Origin of the sequence: Bacteroides eggerthii (assembly GCF_025146565.1) — a bacterium.
GTDB lineage: Bacteria > Bacteroidota > Bacteroidia > Bacteroidales > Bacteroidaceae > Bacteroides > Bacteroides eggerthii.
Map to the genome: position 1 here is coordinate 1254340 of NZ_CP102258.1, position 23995 is coordinate 1278334.

Below are 23995 nucleotides of genomic sequence, written 5' to 3' on the forward strand. Positions count from 1 at the left end.
TGATGAATCGATTCCTTTTATCTCTTTCTTTGTTTTTTTTCATGGCTATCTCTGTTTGTGCAGAGTGGCGGCCGGGAAACTATACATGGGTGTCGCCCAGTTTGAATGTTTCGGAATCAATGCCTTGCGGAGGGGGCGATGTGGGGATGAATGTATGGGTGGAACAAGGCGATATTCTCTTCTATTTATCGCGTAGCGGATCGTTCGATGAAAACAATACGCTTCTCAAACAGGGGCGGTTCCGGTTAAAACTGCAACCCGACCTTTTCTTGGATGCGGTGGACTTCCGGCAGCAACTCCGGTTGAACGATGGCTATGTGTCCATTTCCTGTAATGGGGTGGAAGTGCAACTTTGGGCTGATGTATTCCGGCCTGTGGTACATGTGGAAGTGAAAAGTGAGAAAAGGGTTAGTGCTGAAATAGCCTATGAGAATTGGCGTGTCACCGATCGGGTTGTACAGAAAAAGATTGAAGGACAACAATGCTCTTATAAATGGGCAGTCCCCAAAGGAACTGTCACGCGTCGTGATTCAATCTGTGCTGAAATGCATCAACTGACCTTCTTTCATCGTAATGAGGGTGAGACGATGTTTGAAGTGACCATGCGTCAACAGGGACTTACTCATTTAATGGATTCCCTTTACAACCCGTTGGAACAGTTGACGTTTGGAGGCCGTCTTAGCGGTGGGGACCTTGTTTATAAGGGTAAACGGAATGGGGTGTATCAATCTACTCCCTATGTCGCCTGGTGCTATACATCGGGTGTTGCTCGCCGGAATCATCATTTCCAAGTGACTTTGAACACTGCGCAGTCATCATTTGAAGAATGGGAAGAAGGGCTGGTACAGACAGAGAAGTCAGTCGAGTTGGTAAAAAACCGGAAGCAGACGCGTAAATGGTGGAATGAGTTTTGGAACCGGAGTTATATCTATTTGGATGATGCCGGGCAACTTGCCAATCCTCATGGATTGGATGCCGATGATTTGAGTTTGGTCGATCCTGCCGATTCGTTGGCTGTTGCAGTGCGCAATTACACTCTTTTTCGTTATATGCTGGGATGCAATGCATACAGTAAGTGGCCTACCAAGTTTAACGGAGGGTTGTTTACTTTTGACCCTGTATGGGTGAATCCTGACATGGCATTTACACCTGATTTCCGTCGTTGGGGAGGCGGTACGCATACGGCGCAGAATCAGCGGCTTGTCTACTGGCCTATGCTTAAGAACGGTGACTTTGATATGATGTTGCCTCAGTTTGATTACTATTTACGTATCCTCCCAACAGCGGAGAAACGCAGTCGTATTTATTGGAACCATGAAGGAGCCTGCTTTGCAGAGCAGATTGAAAACTTTGGGCTGCCCAATCCGGCTGAGTATGGCTTTAAGCGTCCGCCCGCTTTCGATAAAGGCTTGGAATACAACGCCTGGTTAGAGTATGAATGGGATACCGTACTTGAGTTTTGTCTGATGATATTGGAGACGCACCGTTATCGGGGCATGGATATCCGGAGTTATGAGCCTCTGATCCTTTCTTCATTGCGTTTCTTCGATGAACATTATCGCTATTTGGCACGTCAGCGCGGATGCAAGGAACTTGACGGCAACGGAAAGCTGGTACTTTTTCCCGGTTCTGCGTGTGAGACCTATAAAATGACTTACAATGCTTCCTCTACTGTGGCGGCTTTGCATGTTGTGCTTCAGGCTGCCGGTTCTTATTTCAAAGAAAATGCAGAAGCTCTTGCTTTTGTTCGTGAGATGCAGCAACGTATTCCTTCGATTCCGCTTCATACCATAGGAAATAAGATAATGATTTCGCCTGCTTTGGTGTGGGAACGTGTGAATAATGTGGAGACTCCGCAGCTTTATCCGGTTTTCCCATGGCGTGTGTATGGTTTGGGGCGTCCAAATTTAGAAATAGCCCAAAATACTTATTATTATGATGTTGATGCACAGAAGTTCCGTACTCATATAGGTTGGAAACAAGATAATATTTGGGCTGCTTGCTTGGGACTGACTGATGAGGCGGTGGCACTTAACCAACGTAAATTATATAACGGACCGCATCGTTTTCCTGCATTTTGGGGGCCCGGATACGACTGGACGCCCGATCATAATTGGGGAGGAAGTGGTATGATAGGATTGCAGGAGATGCTGATGCAGGAGGATGCGCAAGGTAATATAATACGTTATCCGGCTTGGCCTAAGAACCGGAAGGTTCATTTTCGTTTACATGCTTCTGAAGGAAGGGTTGTAATGGAATAACGAGTACATTTGCAGGGAATAATCGTCTCATATAATGACTTGAAGTAGTATATTCGGGTTTCGTATTATTGATGAATTAATCCCTGTGATAATGAAGAAGTTTTTGATTTTGATGCAGTTGTTCTTCTCAACAGCATTTTTTGCCTCGGCACAAGTTCAAACAGAAATCTCGCAAGATGAGCTTGCCCGTATTTATGAGGAGGTAAAGACCCCTTATAAGTATGGTATGGTGATTGCCCCCCAGGATAATGGGCATAAAATAGACTGTCCCACAGTGTTTCGCGAAGGTGATTCCTGGTATATGACCTATGTGGTTTACAATGGGAAAACCGGGCAGGATGGTCGTGGCTACGAGACTTGGTTGGCGAAAAGCTCCGATCTGCTGCATTGGAAAACTTTGGGACGCGTACTTGCTTATCGTGACGGAAAGTGGGACTGTAATCAGCGCGGAGGTTTCCCCGCACTTGCCGATATGGAGTGGGGAGGTACCTATCAATTACAGCAATATAAAGGCCGTCATTGGATGACTTATTTGGGAGGTTCGGGTACCGGTTACGAGTCGGTCCGTGAACCGTTGTATGTGGGCGTGGCAAGTACCGATAAACCTATTACAGAGGCGCATGAATGGCAGGCGTCCGATAAGCCGATTCTGCATATTGATGATAAGGACGCCCAATGGTGGGAAAAACTCACGCAATACAAGAGTACTGTGTATTGGGATAAGTCGAAACGTTTTGGCAAGCAGTTCGTAATGTTCTACAATGCTGCAGGCGTGCACCCACAGACTGGCAAGAAGGCAGAACGTGTAGGTATTGCCCTTTCCGATAATATGAAGAAATGGACCCGTTATGCAGGCAATCCGGTTTTTGCACATGAAATTGCGGGAGGCATTACCGGTGATGCGCATATTCAGCGTATGGGTGACTTCTATGTAATGTTCTACTTCTCGGCTTTTGATCCAAAACGCACCTATAAGGCTTTCAATACTTTTGCTGTTAGTCGTGACTTGGTACACTGGACCGACTGGCAGGGAGCCGATTTGATTATCCCTTCAAAAGAATATGATGAACTTTTTGCGCATAAAAGTTATGTTGTGAAGCATGACGGTGTGGTATATCATTTTTATTGTGCAGTGAACAACGCGGACCAGCGTGGTATTGCCGTAGCTACAAGCCGTCCTATGGGACAGTCGGACGTACGTTTTCCAGTTCGCGATATTAAAAGCCGTCGTATTTTTACCGATTTGAACAGAGGGTGGAAAACCTGGCTGACCGAATCGACACAAACCAATCAGCCGTATGTGAAACTTCATCATCCTGTTACGGTGAACTTGCCGCATAACTGGGATGACTATTATGGGTACCGTCAACTGACGCATGGCAATTTGCATGGGACGGCCCTATACACTCGTTCGTTCGAAGTCCGAAAACAAGAAGGCCGCCGTTATTTTCTTCAATTTGAGGGGATAGGTACGTATGCTACCATTGCTCTGAATGGTAAGGCTTTTAGTCGGCAGCCGGTAGGACGTACCACATTGACGCTCGATGTGACAGATGTCTTGGTTGATGGTGAGAACCGCTTGGAAGTAAAAGCCGAACATCCGGAATTGATTGCCGATATGCCTTGGGTCTGCGGCGGTTGCTCTTCGGAATGGGGATTCAGCGAAGGGTCACAACCGCTTGGCATTTTCCGCCCTGTGACGCTGGTTGAAACCGATGAGGTGCGTATCGAACCTTTCGGAGTACACATTTGGAACAATGAGAAAGCAGATAGCGTGTTTGTTGATTTGGAAATAAAGAATTATAGCAAACACTTACAAGAAATTGAGGTTGTGAATAAGTTGAGTGATGCTGATGGGAGACAGACTTTCCGTTTGACTCAGAAATTGACTTTGAAACCGGGTGAGTTAAGAATAATTCGCCAGCAATCTCCGGTGAAGGATGCGAGCCGTTGGAGTACGGAGAAGCCTTATCTTTATAAATTGGCTTCGGTGATTAAACGTTCGGGCAGAACTACGGACGAAGTTTCCACGCCTTTTGGTATTCGTACCCTTAGCTGGCCGGTGAAGCGTTTTACTCCCGAAGGTCCTGTAGTGGGAAGTCATGACGGACGCTTTTTCCTCAATGGTATTCCCACCTTCCTCAATGGAGTATGTGAGTATGAGCATCAGTTTGGGCAGAGCCATGCATTCAGTAAAGAACAGGTGCTGGCTCGTGTGAAGGGGCTGAAAGCTGCCGGATTTAATGCATTTCGCGATGCTCATCAGCCACATCATCTTGATTATCAAACGTACTTTGATAGAGAGGGTATGGTTTGGTGGACACAATTCTCCGCACATGTCTGGTATGACACTCCCGAATTTCGCGAGAATTTCAAGAAACTGCTTCGCCAATGGGTGAAGGAGCGCCGTAACTCTCCCAGTCTTTCCCTTTGGGGATTACAGAATGAGAGCACCTTGCCACGTGAGTTTGCCGAGGAGTGTTGTGATATTATTCGTGAGATGGATCCTACGGCAGTCACTATGCGGCCTATAACTACCTGTAATGGCGGTGATGGTTCGGATTGGAATGTTATTCAGAACTGGAGTGGAACTTACGGGGGGGATATTTATAAATACGGACATGAGTTATCCCGTCCCAACCAGTTGTTAAACGGTGAATATGGCGCGTGGCGCAGTATTGATTTGCACACCGAGCCTGCAGCTTTTGACGCTAAAGGCATTTGGAGTGAGGAACGCATGTGTCTGCTTATGGAAACTAAGATACGTCAGGCAGAGAGTGTGAAGGATTCTGTTTGCGGGCAGTTTCAATGGATTTACAGTAGCCATGACAATCCGGGGCGTCGTCAGCCGGACGAGGCTTTGCGCCGTATTGACAAGGTAGGGCCTTTCAATTACAAGGGGTTGGTTACTCCTTGGGAAGAACCGCTTGATGTATATTATATGTATAAGTCCAATTATCGTTTGCCAGAGGAGGAGCCTATGGTTTACCTTGTTTCGCACACTTGGAACAACCGGTTTGAAAAAAGCGGGCGTCGTCGTGCAACGATTGAGGCTTATAGCAATTGTGATAGTGTGTTGCTCTATAATGATGCCACCAATGATGTGTATCTTGGCCGTAAGGTGAATCATGGTCGTGGAACCCATTTCACATGGGAGAATCGCGACATACGCTACAATGTGCTACGTGCTGTCGGTTACTATGACGGTAAGCCTGTAGCTGAGGATGTGCTGGTGCTGAAGGGCCTGGAGCGAGCTCCCCATTTTGAAGCTCTCTACTGTCCATCGGCTATTGTGCCTACCGCTGCCGATAACAATGCCGATCTGTTGAAACCGGCTTCCGGTTATACCTACTTATATCGGATAAATTGCGGAGGAGATGCCTATACCGATAGTTATGGAGAGCAATGGATGCAGGACTCTCGCATGTTCTCTCATTCATGGGCTGAAAAGTTCGATTCTATCTCTCCCTATCAAGCAAGCCAACGTACAACTTTCGATCCTATACATGGTACACGTGATTGGGCGCTTTTCCAAAGTTTTCGTTTCGGACGCCATCATCTTAACTATCGTTTCCCTGTATCCGAACCGGGACGCTATCGTATAGAGCTCTATTTTACAGAGCCTTGGCATGGTACTGGGGGCGGTGAAAAAACTGATTGTGAGGGATTCCGTATCTTTGACGTAGCCGTAAATGGCAAAACGTTGATTGATGATCTTGACATTTGGGCAAAAAGCGGGCATGACGGTGCTTTCCGCAGAGTGGTAGAGGCTGAGGCTGTGAATGGCGAGCTGCTCATTGATTTTCCTGAAGTTAAATCCGGGCAGGCTATTATATGTGCTATTGCCATTGCTAAAAAGGGAGAAGTGGAGAAACGTCCGATGTTGCCGTTGGTGAAAGCTTCCGATGTTTTCTCTTGGAGTGCGATGGGTGCCGATACGCTTGTCAAGATGCCGAAAGAAATGCTGCCCGAAGACAAAAATACCCGTAGCGTTGTAAAATATCAGGCTGAAGAAGCGTTGGTGAAAGGTAATTTTGAAAAACGTGAGTATAAGAAAGAAACAGGAATTTTCTTCGGAAAGAGCAAGAAGGAGAGTTGTATAATCTGGGAGATAAATACAGGGTTGGCGCAAGTGTATGCCCTTCGCTTTAAGTTCATGAATAGTAATAAACAACCTTTGCCGGTTCGTTTGCAGTTCATCGATGCTAAAGGAGTGGTTTTAAAAGATGATTGGCTCCGGTTTGCTCCTACACCCGGCAAATGGAGAATGTTGAGCACTACTACGGGTACGTTTATCAATGCCGGCCACTATAAGCTGATATTGAGTGCCGACAGTCTGGATGGCTTTGCCATTGATGGCGTTGAGATACAATAGGTTTCTATAACTAATTAAATTAATATAATGCGAATAATTAAACTTTTACTTTTAGTATGCGTCATCTTCTTACAGATGGGTTGCAGCAAAACTGAAGTGACTATTCTGATGCCTCGTACTGCTTCGACGAGGGTGATATATGCCGGAGGGCAATTAAAAGATGCACTGGCCGGGTTTGGCTATGATCCGGTTGTTGTTACTGATTCCTTGCAAAGCACGAAGGTTATCGGGCAAGACAAGGGCATCTGCATCAGTCTGCTTCAGGCATCTGATACGACAGGCTTGAAAAAAGAAGGCTTTACCATTACCTCTGACGGGAACCTGATTCGTGTGGTGGGTAACGATGGAACGGGAGTTATCTATGGGTGTCGTGAAATCATAGACAGGCTGGAGGCCAATGAGGGCAGTTTCGATTTGCCGGCTACCTTTACAGATGCGCCCGAGATGGTTCTTCGGGGTGGCTGTGTAGGTATACAGAAGATGGAGTATCTGCCCGGACGTGGTGTATACGAGTATCCTTATACGCCGGAGAATTTTCCTTGGTTTTATGATAAGGCACAGTGGATAGATTATCTGGACATGTTGGTGGAGAACAGGATGAACTCGCTTTATTTGTGGAACGGACATCCTTTTGCATCGTTGGTCCGTTTGAAAGACTATCCTTTTGCAGTGGAAGTGGATGATGAAACGTTCAAGAAGAACGAGGACATGTTTCTGTTCCTCACTACTGAAGCGGAGAAACGCGGTATTTTTGTTATTCAGATGTTCTATAATATTCTTCTCAGTAAGCCTTTTGCGGATCATTATGGGCTGAAGACCCAAGATCGTAACCGTCCCATTACTCCTTTGGTGAGTGACTACACCCGTAAGTCGGTTGCTGCCTTCATTGAAAAATATCCTAATGTAGGACTTCTTGTATGCTTGGGCGAGGCAATGGATACGTATGAGGATGATGTGGAATGGTTTACGAAGACTATCATTCCCGGTGTTAAGGATGGATTGAAAGCGTTGGGACGCACCGACGAGCCTCCTGTGCTGGTGCGTGCGCATGACACTGACAGTAAGATGGTGATGGATGCCGCCCTGCCACTCTATAAGAACCTCTATACTATGCATAAGTATAACGGTGAGTCGCTCACTACTTACCAACCTCGTGGTCCATGGGCTAAGATTCACACCGATCTTAGTTCTTTGGGTAGTATTCATATCAGCAATGTGCATATTCTGGCTAATTTGGAGCCATGGCGCTGGGGCTCTCCCGATTTTGTGCAGCAGACAGTCAATGCTATGCACGATGTGCATGGGGCCAATGCTTTGCATCTGTATCCGCAGGCTTCTTATTGGGACTGGCCTTATACGGCCGACAAACTTTCGGATGGGAAACGTGAAAAGCAACTCTACCGAGATTGGATATGGTACAAGACCTGGGGGCGTTATGCCTGGAATTGCCGTCGTGATCGCACTGATGAAATCAATTATTGGAACAATCAGTTTGCGGGCTTCTATGGAACAAGTGATGGAGATGGTGCTGCTATTCGCATGGCGTATGAGGAGAGTGGCGAGATAGCTCCTAAGCTGTTGCGTCGTTTTGGCATTACCGAAGGGAATCGTCAGACTTTGTTATTGGGCATGTTTATGAGCCAGTTGGTGAATCCTTATAAATACACCATTTATCCCGGATTTTATGAAAGCTGTGGTCCCGAAGGCGAGAAACTGATTGAATATGTGGAGAAAGAGTGGAAAAAGCAACCCCATGTAGGCGAGTTACCTCTCGATATTGTGGCGCAGGTTGCTGTACATGGTGACAAGGCGGTCGACGCTATTGATCGTGTTGCTCCGAAGGTAAAAGAAAATCAAGAGGAATTCTTGCGTTTACAGAACGACATGCACTGTTATCGTGAGTTTGCCTATTTCTTTAATAAAAAAGTGCATGCGGCCCAACATGTGCTGAATTATCAATGGGGCAAGGATATGGCAGAGCTTGATGCGGCTGTGCCCTTGTTGGAAGAGAGTTTGGTTTATTACCGCCGGTTGGTGGAACTGACTAAAGATACTTATTTGTACGCTAATAGTATGCAGACCGCCCAACGCCGTATTCCTATCGGCGGCGATAACGGGAAGAACAAGACTTGGGCGGAAATGCTGGTGCATTATGAAAACGAACTGACAAACTTCAAAGCGAACATTGCCACACTTAAGGCAAAAGCTGCAGGTGAGTTTATCGAAGAGGACAAGCAGATTACTGCCATGACACCTGCTCAAGTAACACTGATCACTCCTTTAAAGAGCGTCCGTCTACAAGTAGGAGCTTCTATTTACAGCGACCGGGACGTCAAGGTGCAGGCTTTGGCTCCTGAATTGGAGGGGCTGACCGCTTATGTGATGAGCAGTGCCCGCCAGCGTGCTGAAGGTACGGCTATTGAGTTTGAAGCGAAAGAGCCTGTCAGTTTGTTGGTCGGTTATTTCCGCGATGATCAAACGAAATATGCCAAAGCACCCAAACTTGAAACCGATGCTTCTGCCAATGATTATAAGCAAGCTGAAGCTAAGCTGACGGCAGCAGTTCGGATGAACGATATGCCGCTTTCCAATGTACACGCTTATCAGTTTGCTCCCGGTAGACATACACTACTTCTTCCCAAGGGCTTTGCACAGTTGCTGGGATTTGTGAAGACCGCTTCGCTTCCTGAAAAGAGCCGTAATGCTGGGTTAGCCGGTGATGATGAGGCTATGGATTGGCTTTTTTATAGATAAAAGTTTTAGTATCCTGAAAAAATGTTGAAATGCGGCTAAGGATTAAAAACAATAGGTTTGCATTATGTCTTTGACTGCTTTAGAGATTTTTTCTGTTTTAATGAGAAAAATTAAGCAAGTACTTAGTACAAACAAAAAAGTTCTTCGTCTTTGTTTATGATAATTGATTAATATTATGAAAAAAAGGGGTAATTTAAAATACTGTGTGATTGTGCTGATTTTAAGCTGGGTACTTTCACCAGTGTTGGCACAACAGGCGAATACGCTTTCGCACCGTTACAAAGTTGCGGCTTGCGACTGGATGATGCTGAAAAGACAAAAGCTGGGCGAATTTAAACTTTCGCATGAGATTGGTGCTGACGGTGTAGAGATGGATATGGGCGGTCTGGGTAAACGGGACACCTTCGATAACAAGCTGCATCAAGTGTATTTTCAGGAATTATTCAAGAAAACGGCTGCCGAGTATCAGATTGAGGTACCCTCGATAGCAATGTCGGGCTTTTATGGACAGAGTTTCCTGAAGCACCGTAATTACCGGGTATTAATCGATGACTGTATTAAAACGATGCAGGTGATGGGTGCCAAGATTGCTTATCTGCCATTGGGGGGATGCGGCAATGATTGGAAAACAGATGATGAACAACGCCGCCGGTTGGTGAGTCGTTTGCATGTGGCTGGCGAAATGGCCCATAGCGAAGGACTAGTGATAGGTATTCGTACAGGTCTGTCTGCCAAGGAGGATATCAAGCTTCTTGAACAGATCAATTCGGAAGGTATTCAAATATACTTCAGTGTACAGGAAGCATTGGACAATAAACGCGATTTATATAAAGAATTAAAGACATTGGGCAGGAAGCGTATCTGTCAGATACATATCTCGGAAACTGACGGCGTGACACTTCCCCACAGTAAGAATATCGATATGCATCGTGTAAAGGAACAGCTTGATAAGATGGGATGGAGTGGTTGGCTGGTGGTAGAGCGTTCGCGCGATGCTGGGGATGTGCGTAATGTGAAGAAAAACTTCGGGATGAATATAAGGTACTTAAAAGAAGTATTCCAAGATGCTAAATAATCAAATGAAAAATTAACATAATACTGATCAGATGAAACAAAAGAAATCTTTTCTATGTAGACACAACAGATGCCTTAATACAGCGAAGGCTATTTGTGTTTCTTTCTTATTCTCTATTCCTGCCGGTACTGCCGTAGCTGCTGTTCATGCAGCGGAGGTAGACATTGTCCAGCAGAATGAGACAGTGAAAGGCACAGTGTTGGATGAACAAGGCATTCCGGTAATTGGTGCGAATGTCAAAGTTGTTGGTACTACTGTCGGTGCTATTACGGATCTTGACGGTAATTTCTCGATTAATGCTCCTAAAGGTGCTAAGATTGAAGTCTCTTTTATCGGTTATGTTACTCAAGTGGTAACAGCTCCGTCAAGAGGAGCACTGAAGGTTGTTCTTCGTGAGGATGCTCAGTTGCTGGAGGAAGTCGTCGTGGTAGGTTATGGTACGCAGCGCGTGAAGGACCTTACTGGTGCGGCATCAAATGTGAAGATGGATGAGATTCCTGACTCTCCGGGTTCTTCGTTGATAGACGCTCTTGCCGGACAGATAGTAGGTTTGGATGTAAACCAGGGAGATGGCCGTCCGGGCTCTACCGGTTCATTTACTATACGTCAGCCGATGAGTTTTGACAAGACTTCCAATTTTAACCAACCTCTTATCGTAATCGATGATGTAGTGCAGGTCAATGCAGAGGGCGAGCCTTCTATGGATGCCTTTAATATGCTCAGTTCATCTGAAATCGAGAGCATGACAGTGCTGAAGGATGCTTCGGCGGCTGTTTATGGTTCGCGTGCATCTTCGGGGGTTATTCTTGTCAAGACTAAACGTGGTTCTGTGGGTACTCCGAAAATTTCGTATTCGGGTAAGATCGACTTCTCTGATGCCGTAAGCCATGCTAAAACGATGAATTCTTATGAATTGGGCGTATTTACCAATCGTCTTTTCGATCAGACAGACCGGGTGAAAGGAGATAATAGTAATGCGTATTATAAGTATTCTGATGAAGAATTGCAAGCCATGAAAGGGCTTAATTATAACTGGCTAGACAAAGCTTGGGATCCGGCTGTTTCTCACCGTCACTCTCTGACTGTGAACGGTGGTTCGGACAAGGTGACTTACTTTGCAGGGGTTAACTTTCAGGATCAAGGATCGAATTTAGGAAAGGTTCAGAGCTACAATAAGTGGTCATTCCGCGCAGGCGGTGATGTAAAGGTAGCTTCAGGCCTGAAACTTTCGGCTTCAGTGTCGGGCTACAATACGGACAAGGTGGGTAATAATATCCAAGTCAATATCGGTTCCGGACCTTGGGGTAACCAAAGCCCTTCTAGAGATTATGTCCAACTCAATCACATGCCTAAGTTTATTCCCTGGGATACTCAGATCGTAGACCCTCTTACGGGAGAGACAAAAAGGCATTTTGTTTCGCCTTGGGGCGGTCCGAAGTTGCTGGATACCAAACCGGACAGTCAGGTTACAGGTTATCCTTTGTGGAACTATTTTGCTGAAGAGGAGTCTACGTCAAGAAAATATAATACATCGAACGGCTACAATGCTAATTTCTCGCTGAATTATGATGTACCTTTCGTGAGAGGATTAAGCTTGAAGGGAACCTACTCTATTACGTATGCTAATACACATTCTGAAGAAGCTGGCGCATATTATGCCTTGGCTCGTGCAGGCAACACCAATAAAGAGGGCATGCACCTTTTGGGTGATCATACAGAATGGGGATATATTAATTATGGCGATCCCGAAGGCGATAACTTGGACAAGAAGCCACGTGTGAAATATGGCAAGAAATCCACTAAGAGCGAACAGATGAGTTTTGCTATCAATTATGCCCGCGTTTTCGGCAAGCACGATGTTGCTGCTACGGCGGTTGTGGAACGTGCTGAGAGTGAAGGTGACGATTTGTCGCAGCTGTATAGAGGTATGAGTATGTCTTACGGAGGCACAAGTGCTACGGCAGGTACATTGAGCTCTGATGCTCAGGGTACGTATTATCGTCGTTATGAGAGCGGCGCTTTGTCATACATCGGAAGAGCAAGCTATAAGTACGATAATCGTTATTTGGCTCAGTTCGTATTCCGTTCGGATGCTTCTACAAAGTTTGCTCCCGAAAATTATTGGGGTTTCTTTCCTACTGGTTCGTTCGGTTGGGTTGCTTCAGAAGAAAAATTCTTCAAGAACCTTAAACTTGATGAAATTTTCGACTTCTTCAAATTGCGTTACAGCATTGGTAAGACAGGTAAGGACAATGTCGCTGCATGGCAGTGGCTCCAAATCTACAAAATAGAACCTACGGGCGGTATGGGCTTCGGTTCGCTGGGAGGATCGTTCGCATCTGGTGCCATTATCAATGGTACTGCCAACCGTGACATTAAGTGGGACACCACTATCAAGCAGAACTTCGGTATAGACATGAATATGCTCAATAACCGTCTGTCTGTATCAGCCGATTTCTATTATGACAAGACAAAAGACCTTATCATGATGATATCTTCTGACGAGGAACCAATTGTGATTGGAGCCAAACTCCCTTCTATCAACTATGGTAAGAAGAATGCATGGGGACTTGAATTTTCAGTAAACTGGAAAGATCAGATAAACCAGGCGATTCTGCCTAAATGGGGTCCGATTAAGTATCAGATAGGAATGGATTACGGTATATCATGGAACAGTACTGTGCTTGGCGACGAGCCTACATTCGATTATCCCGCTGAAATAGCCAACCAAAAGAACTGGACTGGTTATCATGGCATGGGTGGTACCTATGGCTTTAAGACGTGGAAACACACAAGTTCGGGCGATGGTATTCTCCGCAACCAGGCGGATATTGATAAGTATTGGGACTATCTGACTAAGTTGGCAGAGGCAGCGGGTACATCTCCAAACTTCCTCGGCATTACCTCAAAAGAAAAAATGTATCCGGGAATGTTGGTATACGAAGATGTTAACGGAGATATTGATACGAAAAACAAGACCATTGCCGGTCCTAACGGTGTGATATCAAGGGATCATGGTGAAGATTATGTTGAATTGGCTGATAACCGGATTCATACTATCAATACGAAACTCCGCTTACAGTGGGGCAACTTCAGTTGGTCAGCCCAGCTTGCTACCTCATGGGGTGGATTTACTGATTTTCGCGGTATAGCTGCCAAGGCGGACGATTTCATCTGGAGCCAATACTCTTTTGTAACTGATATGTTCGATGAGGTAGAGAATCCTAATGGACGCTATCCGATTATGGCTGCGGGCAATGCTTGGGGAGAAACGTCAGATTTCTGGCAAGTATCTTCATTCCGTATGTATGTGCGAAACATGTCTTTCTCTTATTCACTTCCAAAATCACTGCTGAAAAAAGCAAAGATTGATGCGCTTTCTGTCAGCCTGAGCGGTAATAACCTGTGGGACTTCCACAACCCGTACCCGGATCATTTTGTGAATATGTATGATGGTATCAGTACAGGATATCCTACGTTGAGAACTTGGAGTCTTGGTGTGAATCTGACATTCTGATTTTTAGAAAAAAAGCAATTAATATGAAGAATCTATTTAAGACATATATCGGTGTTGCGTGTTTGATGGTTGGAATCTCCTCATGCAGCGATGACTTCTTGAAAGAAAAGAAAGACTATAACAACATGACTACTGTCGATGTGTATAGTGACAAAGGGCAAGCTACGGCTGTACTTGCCAAACTCTATAAACAGTGCTTTGAGACTTATAATTCTCCTCTTTGCGGGGCAGATCCTATCATGCGGCATGATAAGAATACCGGTGGCCAGCAGGCTAAATTTTCGGAAGAAATGACCGGTTGGAAAGGAAGCTATTATGATGGTTCGGTCCAGAAGCAGGTAAAGGCGGGTAATCACATTTCCAATCCTCCTTATTGGAATGCTCCCCGTTCTGATACGAAAAACTATAATAATTTTGATAAAAAGACCCTTTATCCCACTGTTTATGTTATTAATAACTTTATTCAGGAGATAGAACGTTCACGTTCACTTATTGCGGATAATGTGTTTTGGGACCGGTTGAAAGGTCAGGCTATTTTCATGCGTGCATGGCTTTTCTTTGATGCCGCAAGAGAATGGGGCGGATTTCCTTATTATTGTACTGATATTGATATGCCTGACATGGACACTAAGTCGCCACGTATGCCTATGCAGGAATGTATTGATAAAGTTTGTGAAGATTTTAAACAGGCTGCCTCTTTACTGCCTGCCAAATGGGATAACGAGAATTACGGCCGTTTTACCTCCGTAGCGGCTTTGGCAATGTCTGCCCGCGCCCGTATTTTCATGGCAAGTCCTATCTTTAATGCAAATTGGGACAACCCGGACAGCCAACGCTGGCAGCAAGCGCTCGAGGCTTCTCTTGCTGCTTTGAAGGCTGCCGATGATGCCGGTTATGGAACCAGTGTGACGGACATTAATTCATGGGACAAGGCTTTTTATGGCTTCAATAATACATTCAACCCCGAAAGTATTATTACCTTAATGATGTGTGATGATCCTTTGGTGCCTGGTGTATTTAATAAGTGGGAAAACAAGATTCGTCCGAGTGCCGTAGCCAGTAATGATGGGGCAGGTATCCCTGCTCCCGAGGAGATATTGAGAGTTTTCCCTATGAAGAGTGGTAAAGAAGCTACTCCGGCTAACGGCTATGATGATGAGAAGTTCTATCGTGATAGAGACCCCCGTTTCTACCGTACATTTGCATTCTCAGGTTGCGAATGGCCGGGTGTTGAGAAACCCCTTTGGCTTTTTGCTTACAAGTATAGCGATAAGGATGGAAACATGTATCGTTACACAGATGGACGTAAGGGTGATAGTGGAGTGTCCGGTAAGAGTCGTGCTATTGTTTGGAAGATGAGTGATCCTAAAACTGCAATAGGCGCTGAGAATTCGAGTTCTACGGATATTATGGAATATCGTTACGGTGAACTTCTTTTAAATGTGGCAGAGTGTTACGCAGCTCAAGGAAAGGCTGAATGTCTGACTTATCTTGGAAAGGTTCGTTCGCGTGTGGGTATTCTATCTACGGATAATTATGGATTAGGTTCAATCAGCGGACGGTATGAACTCATTAAGGCTGTTTTAACTGAGCGTCAGATTGAACTGGCATATGAAGGGAAACGTCCTTGGGATTTGAAGCGCTGGTTGCTGTTTGAAGGCGGTGCTGGATTTGACCCCAATATTGGTGGCGGATATAATTCCGGAACAGGCGCATACGACCCGGAACTTGCTTGGGGAGCGGGATGGAAAATCTATGATGGTCAGAACGGCCGTCCTAACTATACCCGTACAGATAATGTTCTGACCCGCCTTGGCATGAAACCTTTGTCGGGAACTAAACATACGAGCAAAATTTGGGCTTATGATATTGACAATATACATGCGGTCGATGAGTATGAAGGCGATAAAGTGAATCATCCTTTGATTGACAATGAACTTTATAAGAAGGTTCCTGCCATTAAACGTGATATGAATGAAACTGAGCGTGAAGTAGCTTTGAATAAACTTGATGAATTCTACGAAGGCGTGAATATGAAGACTTACGATCCTATCGAGAAACTGGGAGACAAGTATGGTATGGATTCGGGAGCTACGGAGAAAGATCGTAATTTCTTGTTTGCATGGCGTGGATGGTACTATATTTATCCTATTCATTACGATATGTATGATGCAGGGAAGGGTAATACTTGGATTGAGCAAACAGCTGGTTGGATGATCGAAAACCGTACTCCTTCGTGCACAACAGTCGATGAGCAGAATGGTACTTATTACTATTGTACCGTAGAGGAATAGTCTTCGGTTGTCCCCAATATTACATCGGCTGCCTTTATGAAATGCAGTGGTGTTATTACGGATAATCATTAAATTATTATACGAACCCGCCTGAATGCTAATGGGCTTTGGGCGGGTTCCTTATATTTATATCTATCATTTAATTTATATTTCTTATGAACCGTATTTTTTGTACTTTTGTCCTCTTTTTTGCACTTTCTGTGACGGTCTATGCTACAGATGCAACGCTTAATACCCGTAATTTACGTGTAGCAGACATCGCTAAAGCTGAAGCAAAGGCGAAAGCAATAGTGGCAGGTTTGGGACAACTTTGTGACTCTACGCGTGAGAACGTACATATTGTTATTGCGAATCGCTATCTTGAACTGTGTGCCATTCATAATCGCTATGATAACCGTAATGACTCTATCCGGGCTCTCAAATTGCCAAAGCAAAAAGAAGCCAATGCTTTTGAGCGGTCTTACTATAACTATAATAATGATCTTTATCGCACCCGGTTCGATTTTATCGCTTGGCTTAATTTTTACCTTACGGATGCTCAGGTAGAGACTGTGAAGAATTTGATGACGAATAATTATCTTTTCGTGCGCTATAATGACTTTATAGATCTCCTGCCTTCACTTACTGAAGCAGAGCGTGAGCGGGTTTATCATTGGTTGGTTGAGGCTCGTGAGTTTAGTATGGATTTTTTGGATGACAGGAAGATGCGCCAGATGTTTACTAAGTATCGGGGACGTATCAATAATTATCTTGCCAAACGTGGATATGACTTGCGTAAGGCGACCGAAGAACAGGAAGCGCGTAAATGTATCCTGAAATAATTTAGGATTTTTGTTTAGGACATTGAATCTCAAACTTTTCCCATAAAAGGTGATTTTTTAGGGTAAATGCAGTTGGAAAACGCGAGTACAAAATAGCTTGCTTTTCGTCCAAATAATAACTGTTTGATGATTATGTGATGAATTCTAATTGATAATATTATAAGAACCATGAAAAAAAGAAATCTATTTGTTATGGCTGCTGCCTTTGTTTCGTTTTTCGTTTCTGAAAGAGCATGGGCGCAATATCCTCAGCTGACTTCTGAGGCAGGCCAAGCTTATCAGAAAATGCGTAAAGAGCTATATGCACACTCGGACTCGGCATGGGCTGTGGCTTATCCCATTGTGATGAAAGAAGCTCAAAACGGTCGTCCTTACGTGCCTTGGGCAAGCCGTCCTTACGATTTGCCTCAGGCAAAAATTCCCGCTTTTCCAGGTGCTGAAGGAGGAGGTATGTATTCGTTTGGAGGACGTGGTGGTAAGGTTATCACTGTAACCAATTTGAATGATGCAGGTCCCGGATCGTTTCGTGAGGCTTGCGAAACAGGTGGTGCCCGTATCATTGTATTCAATGTGGCAGGTATTATTAAACTGAAAACTCCTATCATTGTTCGCGCTCCTTATGTTACTATTGCCGGACAGACAGCACCCGGTGATGGCGTTTGTATAGCCGGTGAATCTTTTTGGGTGGAGACTCATGATGTTGTAGTGCGTCATATGCGTTTCCGTCGTGGAGAGACCAATGTATATCATCGTGATGACTCTTTCGGGGGTAATCCTGTGGGGAACATTATGATTGACCACTGTTCCTGTACATGGGGATTGGATGAAAATATCTCGTTCTACCGTCACATGTTCGATGAAAGTGAAGGACAATATGAGGTGAAAGCTAAGAAACTGCCTACTGTGAATGTCACTATCCAAAATACAATTTCGGCAAAAGCGCTGGATACTTACAATCATGCATTTGGCAGCACCTTGGGTGGAGAGAATTGCGCTTTTGCACGTAACCTTTGGGCGAGTAACTCGGGCCGCAACCCTTCTATTGGTTGGAATGGTATCTTTAATTTTGTAAACAATGTAGTATTCAACTGGGTGCATCGTTCATCGGATGGCGGTGACTATACGGCTATGTTCAATATGATAAACAATTATTATAAACCGGGCCCTGCTACTCCTAAGGATACTTCTGTAGGCCATCGTATTCTGAAACCGGAAGCCGGTCGTAGCAAACTCGATCATAAGGTTTATGGCCGTATCTATGCTGCAGGAAATATTATGGAAGGTTATCCTGAAATCACTGAGGACAACTGGAAAGGCGGTATTCAGATTGAAGAAACTAATGGCGTAGAAGGTCATGAAGGATATGTTCGTCAGTATGAACCGTTTGTGATGCCTTATGTCAATATCCTTTCTGCAAAGAGTGCCTATGACTTTGTGTTGAAGAATGTGGGAGCTACATTGCCTTGCCGCGATATTGTAGACCAACGCATTGTAGAGGAAGTAACAACAGGCGTACCTTATGTTGATCCTAGTTATACCGATAAGAAGAAAATGAAGAAGCTTCCTGAGGATGCATTCGGTTGCAAGTGGGGACTTTCTCCTAAGTCACAGAATGAGGACGGTTTGTTCAAATACCGTCGTTTGCCTAAAGACTCTTATAAAATAGGTATTATTACACATCCTAACCAAATGGGGGGATATCCGGAATATAAGGGAACTCCTTATGTGGATACTGATAAAGACGGTATGCCGGATGAATGGGAAAAGGCCAATGGTTTGAATCCTAACGATGCTTCGGATGCAAATGAGGATTGCACAGGAGACGGATATACTAATATTGAAAAATATATTAATGGTATCAGTACTGTTAATCGTACCGATTGGACGAATTTGAATAACAACTACGATACACTTGCAGAAAAAGGACGTTTGATGTAATCAGTAAATTATGCCTGCACCAGTTATTTAGTTATTCTGATTGACTGGTGCGGGTTAATATTTTTATACCGATAATAAAATATAATTTGTATGTTAAAAAAAATATTTCTTAGCATCATGTTCTGTTGCGTAGCCCTTTCGGCTTCAGCTGTTGAGCTTGATAGCTTGGGGCGCGACCCGAACTATGTAAAGTCTATCTTGAAACGCTCGGAAAAGATAGTTGATAATCTTGGTATTACTGATCCTGCGGTTAAGCAGAATGTGCTGTATATTTTGGCCAATCGCTATTTTAAACTGAATGATATTTATGAGGTACGTGACCAGAAAGTGAAGTATGCCAAGGCCGTTCTTACGGGCGCGTCCAAGCAAGCAGCCATTGAAGCAGCGGAACTTGAGAAAGATGCGACTTTGTATCGTTGCCATTTCGAATTTCCTGCTTCCCTTTCGCTCTATATCAACGACAAGCAGATTGATGCGATAAAAGATGGGATGACATATAATTCATTGCAGGTGCAATATGAGTCATTGGTAGACATGGTACCTTCGCTGACCGAGGAAGAAAAAAAGCAGATTTATGCCTGGTATAAAGAGGCTCGGGAATTTTCGATGGATGCCGAGAACTCTGATAAGAAACATGCTGCATTCAATAAATATAAAGGCCGCATCAATAATTATCTGACTAAGCGTGGTTATGATTTGGTTAAAGAACGCAATGAATGGTATAAGCGTTTAAAAGCAGCCGGTAAGAAAATCTGACGGAAAAATCACTCGTTGCTCGGCAAAACTACTCTGTAAGAAAGGTTGTCTACTCTTTTTCCTGATAAGGAAAAGGTGGGCAACCTTTTTCTATGTTGCCGGACGCCTTTATTTTGGTTCTGAATAGTCAGTACAATACCGTTTCTCAATCGTCTGCTATATATAATTATGTGCTCACTATTCATCTTATAAGAAAACATGAGAAGGTATATCACTATTTGTTTATTTATCGTTTGCGCCGCTCTGCAGGGCCTTGCAGAAGTCATCAGGAGGCCAGTGATGCAGACTGTTGCCGATGAGGCACGAATTTATAAGCTTTGGTATGACGAACCTGCCCAGGTGTGGACTGAAGCGCTTCCGCTGGGTAACGGACGGCTGGGTGCTATGGTTTATGGCACACCTGCCATGGAGAATATCCAGCTTAATGAAGAGACACTTTGGGCCGGACGTCCGAATAACAATGCCAACCCTAATGCTTTGGAGTATATTCCCAAGGTGCGTCAATTGGTGTTTGAGGGCAAGTATCTTGAAGCGCAAACGCTTGCCACCGAAAAGGTGATGGCAAAAACCAATAGCGGTATGCCTTATCAGTCATTTGGACATTTGCGTATTGCTTTTCCCGGTCACACCCGCTACACCGATTACTATCGTGAACTTAGTCTTGATTCCGCCCGTACAGTGGTATGTTACACCGTTGACGGAGTGCGTTACCGGCGCGAGACCATAACCTCGCTTGCCGATCAGGTGGTGATGGTGCGTCTATCGGCTTCCCGGCCCGGCATGATTACTTGTAATGCACATCTCACTTCACCACATCAAGATGTAATGATTGCCAGTGAAGGAGATGAAATAACTCTGAGCGGTGTAAGTTCTTGGCACGAAGGATTGAAAGGTAAAGTTCTCTTTCAGGGGCGTATGGCAGTTCGTACACAAGGGGGACATAGCTCGTGCGCAGATGGTGTGTTAGCAGTCGAAAAAGCGGATGAAGCTACTTTCTATCTCTCTATCGCTACAAATTTTGTGAATTATAAGGATATTACGGGTAATGAGGTGGAGCGTAGCAAGAACTATCTGCATGCTGCTTTGAAGCATAGTTACCGACAATCATTATTGGAACATTTGGCCATTTACAAGAGTTATATGGATAGGGTGGACCTTGACTTGGGCCCCGACCGTTATGCCGATGTTACCACCGATATGCGTGTGCAGAACTTTCGTGAAACGCAGGATGATTTTCTTGTAGCAACTTATTTTCGTTTTGGGCGTTATCTGCTGATTTGCTCTTCTCAGCCCGGCGGCCAACCTGCCAATTTACAAGGAATTTGGAATGATAAACTTTTTCCATCGTGGGATAGCAAATATACTTGTAACATTAACCTCGAAATGAATTATTGGCCGGCTGAGGTAACCAATCTCAGTGAGTTGCATCAACCGCTAATGCAACTTATCAGCGAAGTAAGTGAAACCGGTCGCGAAACGGCTAAGACTATGTATGGCGCTGAAGGTTGGGTGCTTCATCACAATACTGATATTTGGCGTGTTACAGGGGCTATTGATAAGGCTCCTTCAGGACTTTGGCCTACGGGCGGAGCATGGTTGTGCCGTCATCTGTGGGAACGTTATCTTTATACAGGCGATGTAGGTTTTCTTCGTACTGCTTATCCCATAATGAAGGAGGCCGCTAAGTTCTTTGATCAGATTATGGTGAAGGAACCGGTGCATAATTGGTTGGTGGTTTGTCCCAGTAATTCTCCGGAAAATGTACATGCGGGTAGCAAAGGCAAGTCAACTACCGCTCCCGGTTGCACTATGGACAATCAGTTGATTTTTGATCTTTGGAATCAGGTAATTACTACCGCCCGTCTATTGAATACAGACGAAACTTTGGCTGTTCACTATGAACAACGGCTTAGGGAGATGGCGCCTATGCAAGTAGGCCGGTGGGGTCAATTGCAAGAGTGGATGTTTGATTGGGATGATCCTAAGGATGTACACCGCCACATTTCGCACCTCTACGGGCTTTTCCCCAGCAATCAGATTTCTCCTTTTCGTACGCCCGAACTTTGGGATGCCGCCCGTACTTCGTTAATTCATCGCGGTGATCCTTCCACAGGTTGGAGTATGGGGTGGAAAGTCTGTTTGTGGGCCCGCTTGCTTGATGGCGACCATGCCTACAAGTTGATTACCGATCAGCTGACACTGGTGCGCAATGAAAAGAAAAAAGGGGGGACTTATCCTAATCTCTTCGATGCTCATCCACCTTTCCAAATTGATGGTAACTTCGGTTGTACGGCAGGTATCGCGGAGATGCTGATGCAGAGCCATGATGGTTTTGTTTATTTACTTCCCGCTTTACCCGCTAACTGGAAAGAAGGGCGTATTCGCGGCATTAAGGCACGTGGCGGTTTTGAACTTGACTTCTGCTGGAAAAACGGAAAATTGGACAAACTTACCATATACTCGTCGAAGGGTGGAAACTTCCGTCTGCGTACGCTTACTCCTGTTCAGGGCAAAGGACTAAAGAAAGCACGCGGTGAAAATCCTAATGCCATTTACGAAGTGCCTCAAGTCATGGAGCCGGTTGTGAATAAAGAGGCGAAACTCCATGAAGTTAAGTTGAAAAAAACTTATCTTTATGATTTGAATACCAAAGCCGGTGAAAGCTATACAATTGCCGGTAGATAGGAACGTGCGATTTAAAAAATGCAAAAAATAATAAATTCAAATATATGAGAAAGATTTCAATGATAGCGATGGCTGTCCTGATGTTTATGGGTAGCGGCGTAATGGCTCAAAAAGCTAAAACGTATATTCCTTGGGAAAACGGGAAATTGAAGGTATCGGATGAGGGACGATACTTAAGACATGAAAATGGTACTCCTTTCTTTTGGTTGGGTGAAACCGGATGGCTGATGCCTGAGCGGCTAAATCGCGATGAAGTGAACTATTATTTGCAAAAGTGCAAAGAGGCAGGCTATAATATGGTTCAAGTGCAGGTGCTTAATAGTGTGCCTTCGTACAATATTTATGGAAAAAGTTCTAATCCTGACGGGTGGAACTTTAAGAACATTGATAAGAAAGGCGAGTATGGCTATTGGGACCACATGGATTATATCATTAGGACGGCAGCTTCGAAAGGTATCTATATCGGTATGGTATGTATTTGGGGAAGCCCTGTGGATGCCGGATTAATGAATGAGAAAGAAGCAGTGGCTTATGGAGAATTTCTTGTGAACCGCTATAAAGATGATCCGAACATTATCTGGATTATCGGTGGCGATATTCGCGGTGATAAGAAAACGGAAGTTTGGGATGCTTTGGCACGCAGCATCCGTCAGCAGGACAAAGATCATCTGATGACTTTCCACCCTCGTGGACGCACTACTTCTGCTGCTTGGTTTAATGATCGCGAATGGCTTGATTTTAATATGTTCCAAAGCGGACATCGCCGTTATGGCCAGCGTAAGGGAGATGGTGATTATCCTATCAAAGAAAACACAGAAGAGGATAACTGGCGTTTTGTGGAAGCTTCTACACTCAATCCCCTGAAACCCGTAATTGACGATGAACCTATTTATGAGAATATTCCTCAAGGATTGCATGATCCCAACGAAACTCGCTGGAATGAGCATGATGTACGCCGTTATGCCTATTGGTCAGTATTTGCCGGATCTTTCGGACATAGCTACGGACACAATGACATCATGCAATTTATCCGTCCGGGCGTGCTTGGCTCTTTTGGTGCTGATGGCATGAAGAAAGCTTGGTGGGATGCTCTTGAAGATCCCGGTTTTCATCAGATGAAATATTTGAAATACCTGATGCTGGCCTTTCCTTTCTTTGAACGGATTCCCGACCAGAGCATTATTGCCGGTGCCAATGGCGAGCGCTATGATCGTGCTATAGCTACTCGTGGCAATGACTATCTGTTGGTTTACAACTACTCGGGACGACCCATGCAAATTGATTTGTCGAAAATCAGTGGTGACAAGAAAAAAGTGTGGTGGATGAGTGCTGCTACGGGTAAACTTGAATACTTGGGCGAGTTTGACAGCAAGATTACAAGTTTTCAACATGACAGCGGCTATATGAGTGGAAACGATCAGGTCCTTATCGCTATTGATACTTCAAAAGAGTATGTAAAAAAGGAGTGGAAAGAACTGCCGGAGAAGCATTGATATGAGTATTGACAGGATAGTTGCTT

At 44.7% G+C, this 23995-nt stretch carries 11 protein-coding genes; all 11 read left to right on the top strand.

All coding sequences use genetic code 11. The features are described 5' to 3' along the window. The first annotated feature begins 2 nt into the window (after positions 1–2). Positions 3–2261, top strand: coding sequence for a DUF5703 domain-containing protein (locus tag NQ546_RS05015; RefSeq protein ID WP_229074255.1), 2259 nt, complete (start codon positions 3–5; stop codon positions 2259–2261). 91 nt (positions 2262–2352) lie between these two features. After that, on the top strand, positions 2353–6636 hold the full coding sequence (locus NQ546_RS05020; protein ID WP_004288926.1) for a beta-d-glucuronidase/beta-L-arabinofuranosidase: 4284 nt from the start codon (positions 2353–2355) through the stop codon (positions 6634–6636). A gap of 75 nt (positions 6637–6711) precedes the next feature. After that, on the top strand, positions 6712–9390 hold the full coding sequence (locus NQ546_RS05025) for an alpha-d-galacturonidase (RefSeq protein ID WP_445344285.1): 2679 nt from the start codon (positions 6712–6714) through the stop codon (positions 9388–9390). A 175-nt stretch (positions 9391–9565) separates the two neighbouring features. Then, positions 9566–10465, top strand: coding sequence for a sugar phosphate isomerase/epimerase family protein (locus tag NQ546_RS05030; protein ID WP_004288928.1), 900 nt, complete (start codon positions 9566–9568; stop codon positions 10463–10465). Between the two features lie 31 nt (positions 10466–10496). Beyond that, complete coding sequence (locus NQ546_RS05035) at positions 10497–13982, top strand: SusC/RagA family TonB-linked outer membrane protein (protein ID WP_004288929.1); 3486 nt, start codon at positions 10497–10499, stop codon at positions 13980–13982. A gap of 23 nt (positions 13983–14005) precedes the next feature. Next, positions 14006–16276: a RagB/SusD family nutrient uptake outer membrane protein gene (locus tag NQ546_RS05040; RefSeq protein WP_004288930.1), complete on the top strand. Its 2271-nt coding sequence runs from the start codon at positions 14006–14008 to the stop codon at positions 16274–16276. A gap of 155 nt (positions 16277–16431) precedes the next feature. After that, positions 16432–17097 carry a DUF3826 domain-containing protein gene (locus tag NQ546_RS05045; protein WP_004288931.1) on the top strand — a complete coding sequence of 222 codons (666 nt, stop codon included), beginning with the start codon at positions 16432–16434 and terminating at the stop codon, positions 17095–17097. A 192-nt stretch (positions 17098–17289) separates the two neighbouring features. Beyond that, positions 17290–19035, top strand: coding sequence for a thrombospondin type 3 repeat-containing protein (locus tag NQ546_RS05050; protein ID WP_004293454.1), 1746 nt, complete (start codon positions 17290–17292; stop codon positions 19033–19035). A 90-nt stretch (positions 19036–19125) separates the two neighbouring features. Further along, positions 19126–19791 (top strand): DUF3826 domain-containing protein, encoded by a 666-nt coding sequence (locus NQ546_RS05055; RefSeq protein WP_004288934.1) that lies wholly within the window; start codon positions 19126–19128, stop codon positions 19789–19791. Positions 19792–20070: 279 nt separating this feature from the next. Next, a complete protein-coding gene (locus tag NQ546_RS05060; RefSeq protein WP_039953072.1) occupies positions 20071–22476 on the top strand; it encodes a glycoside hydrolase family 95 protein in 2406 nt (801 codons plus the stop codon). A gap of 44 nt (positions 22477–22520) precedes the next feature. After that, positions 22521–23969, top strand: a complete 1449-nt coding sequence (locus NQ546_RS05065) for a glycoside hydrolase family 140 protein (RefSeq protein ID WP_004288937.1) — start codon at positions 22521–22523, stop codon at positions 23967–23969. Positions 23970–23995 lie beyond the last annotated feature (26 nt).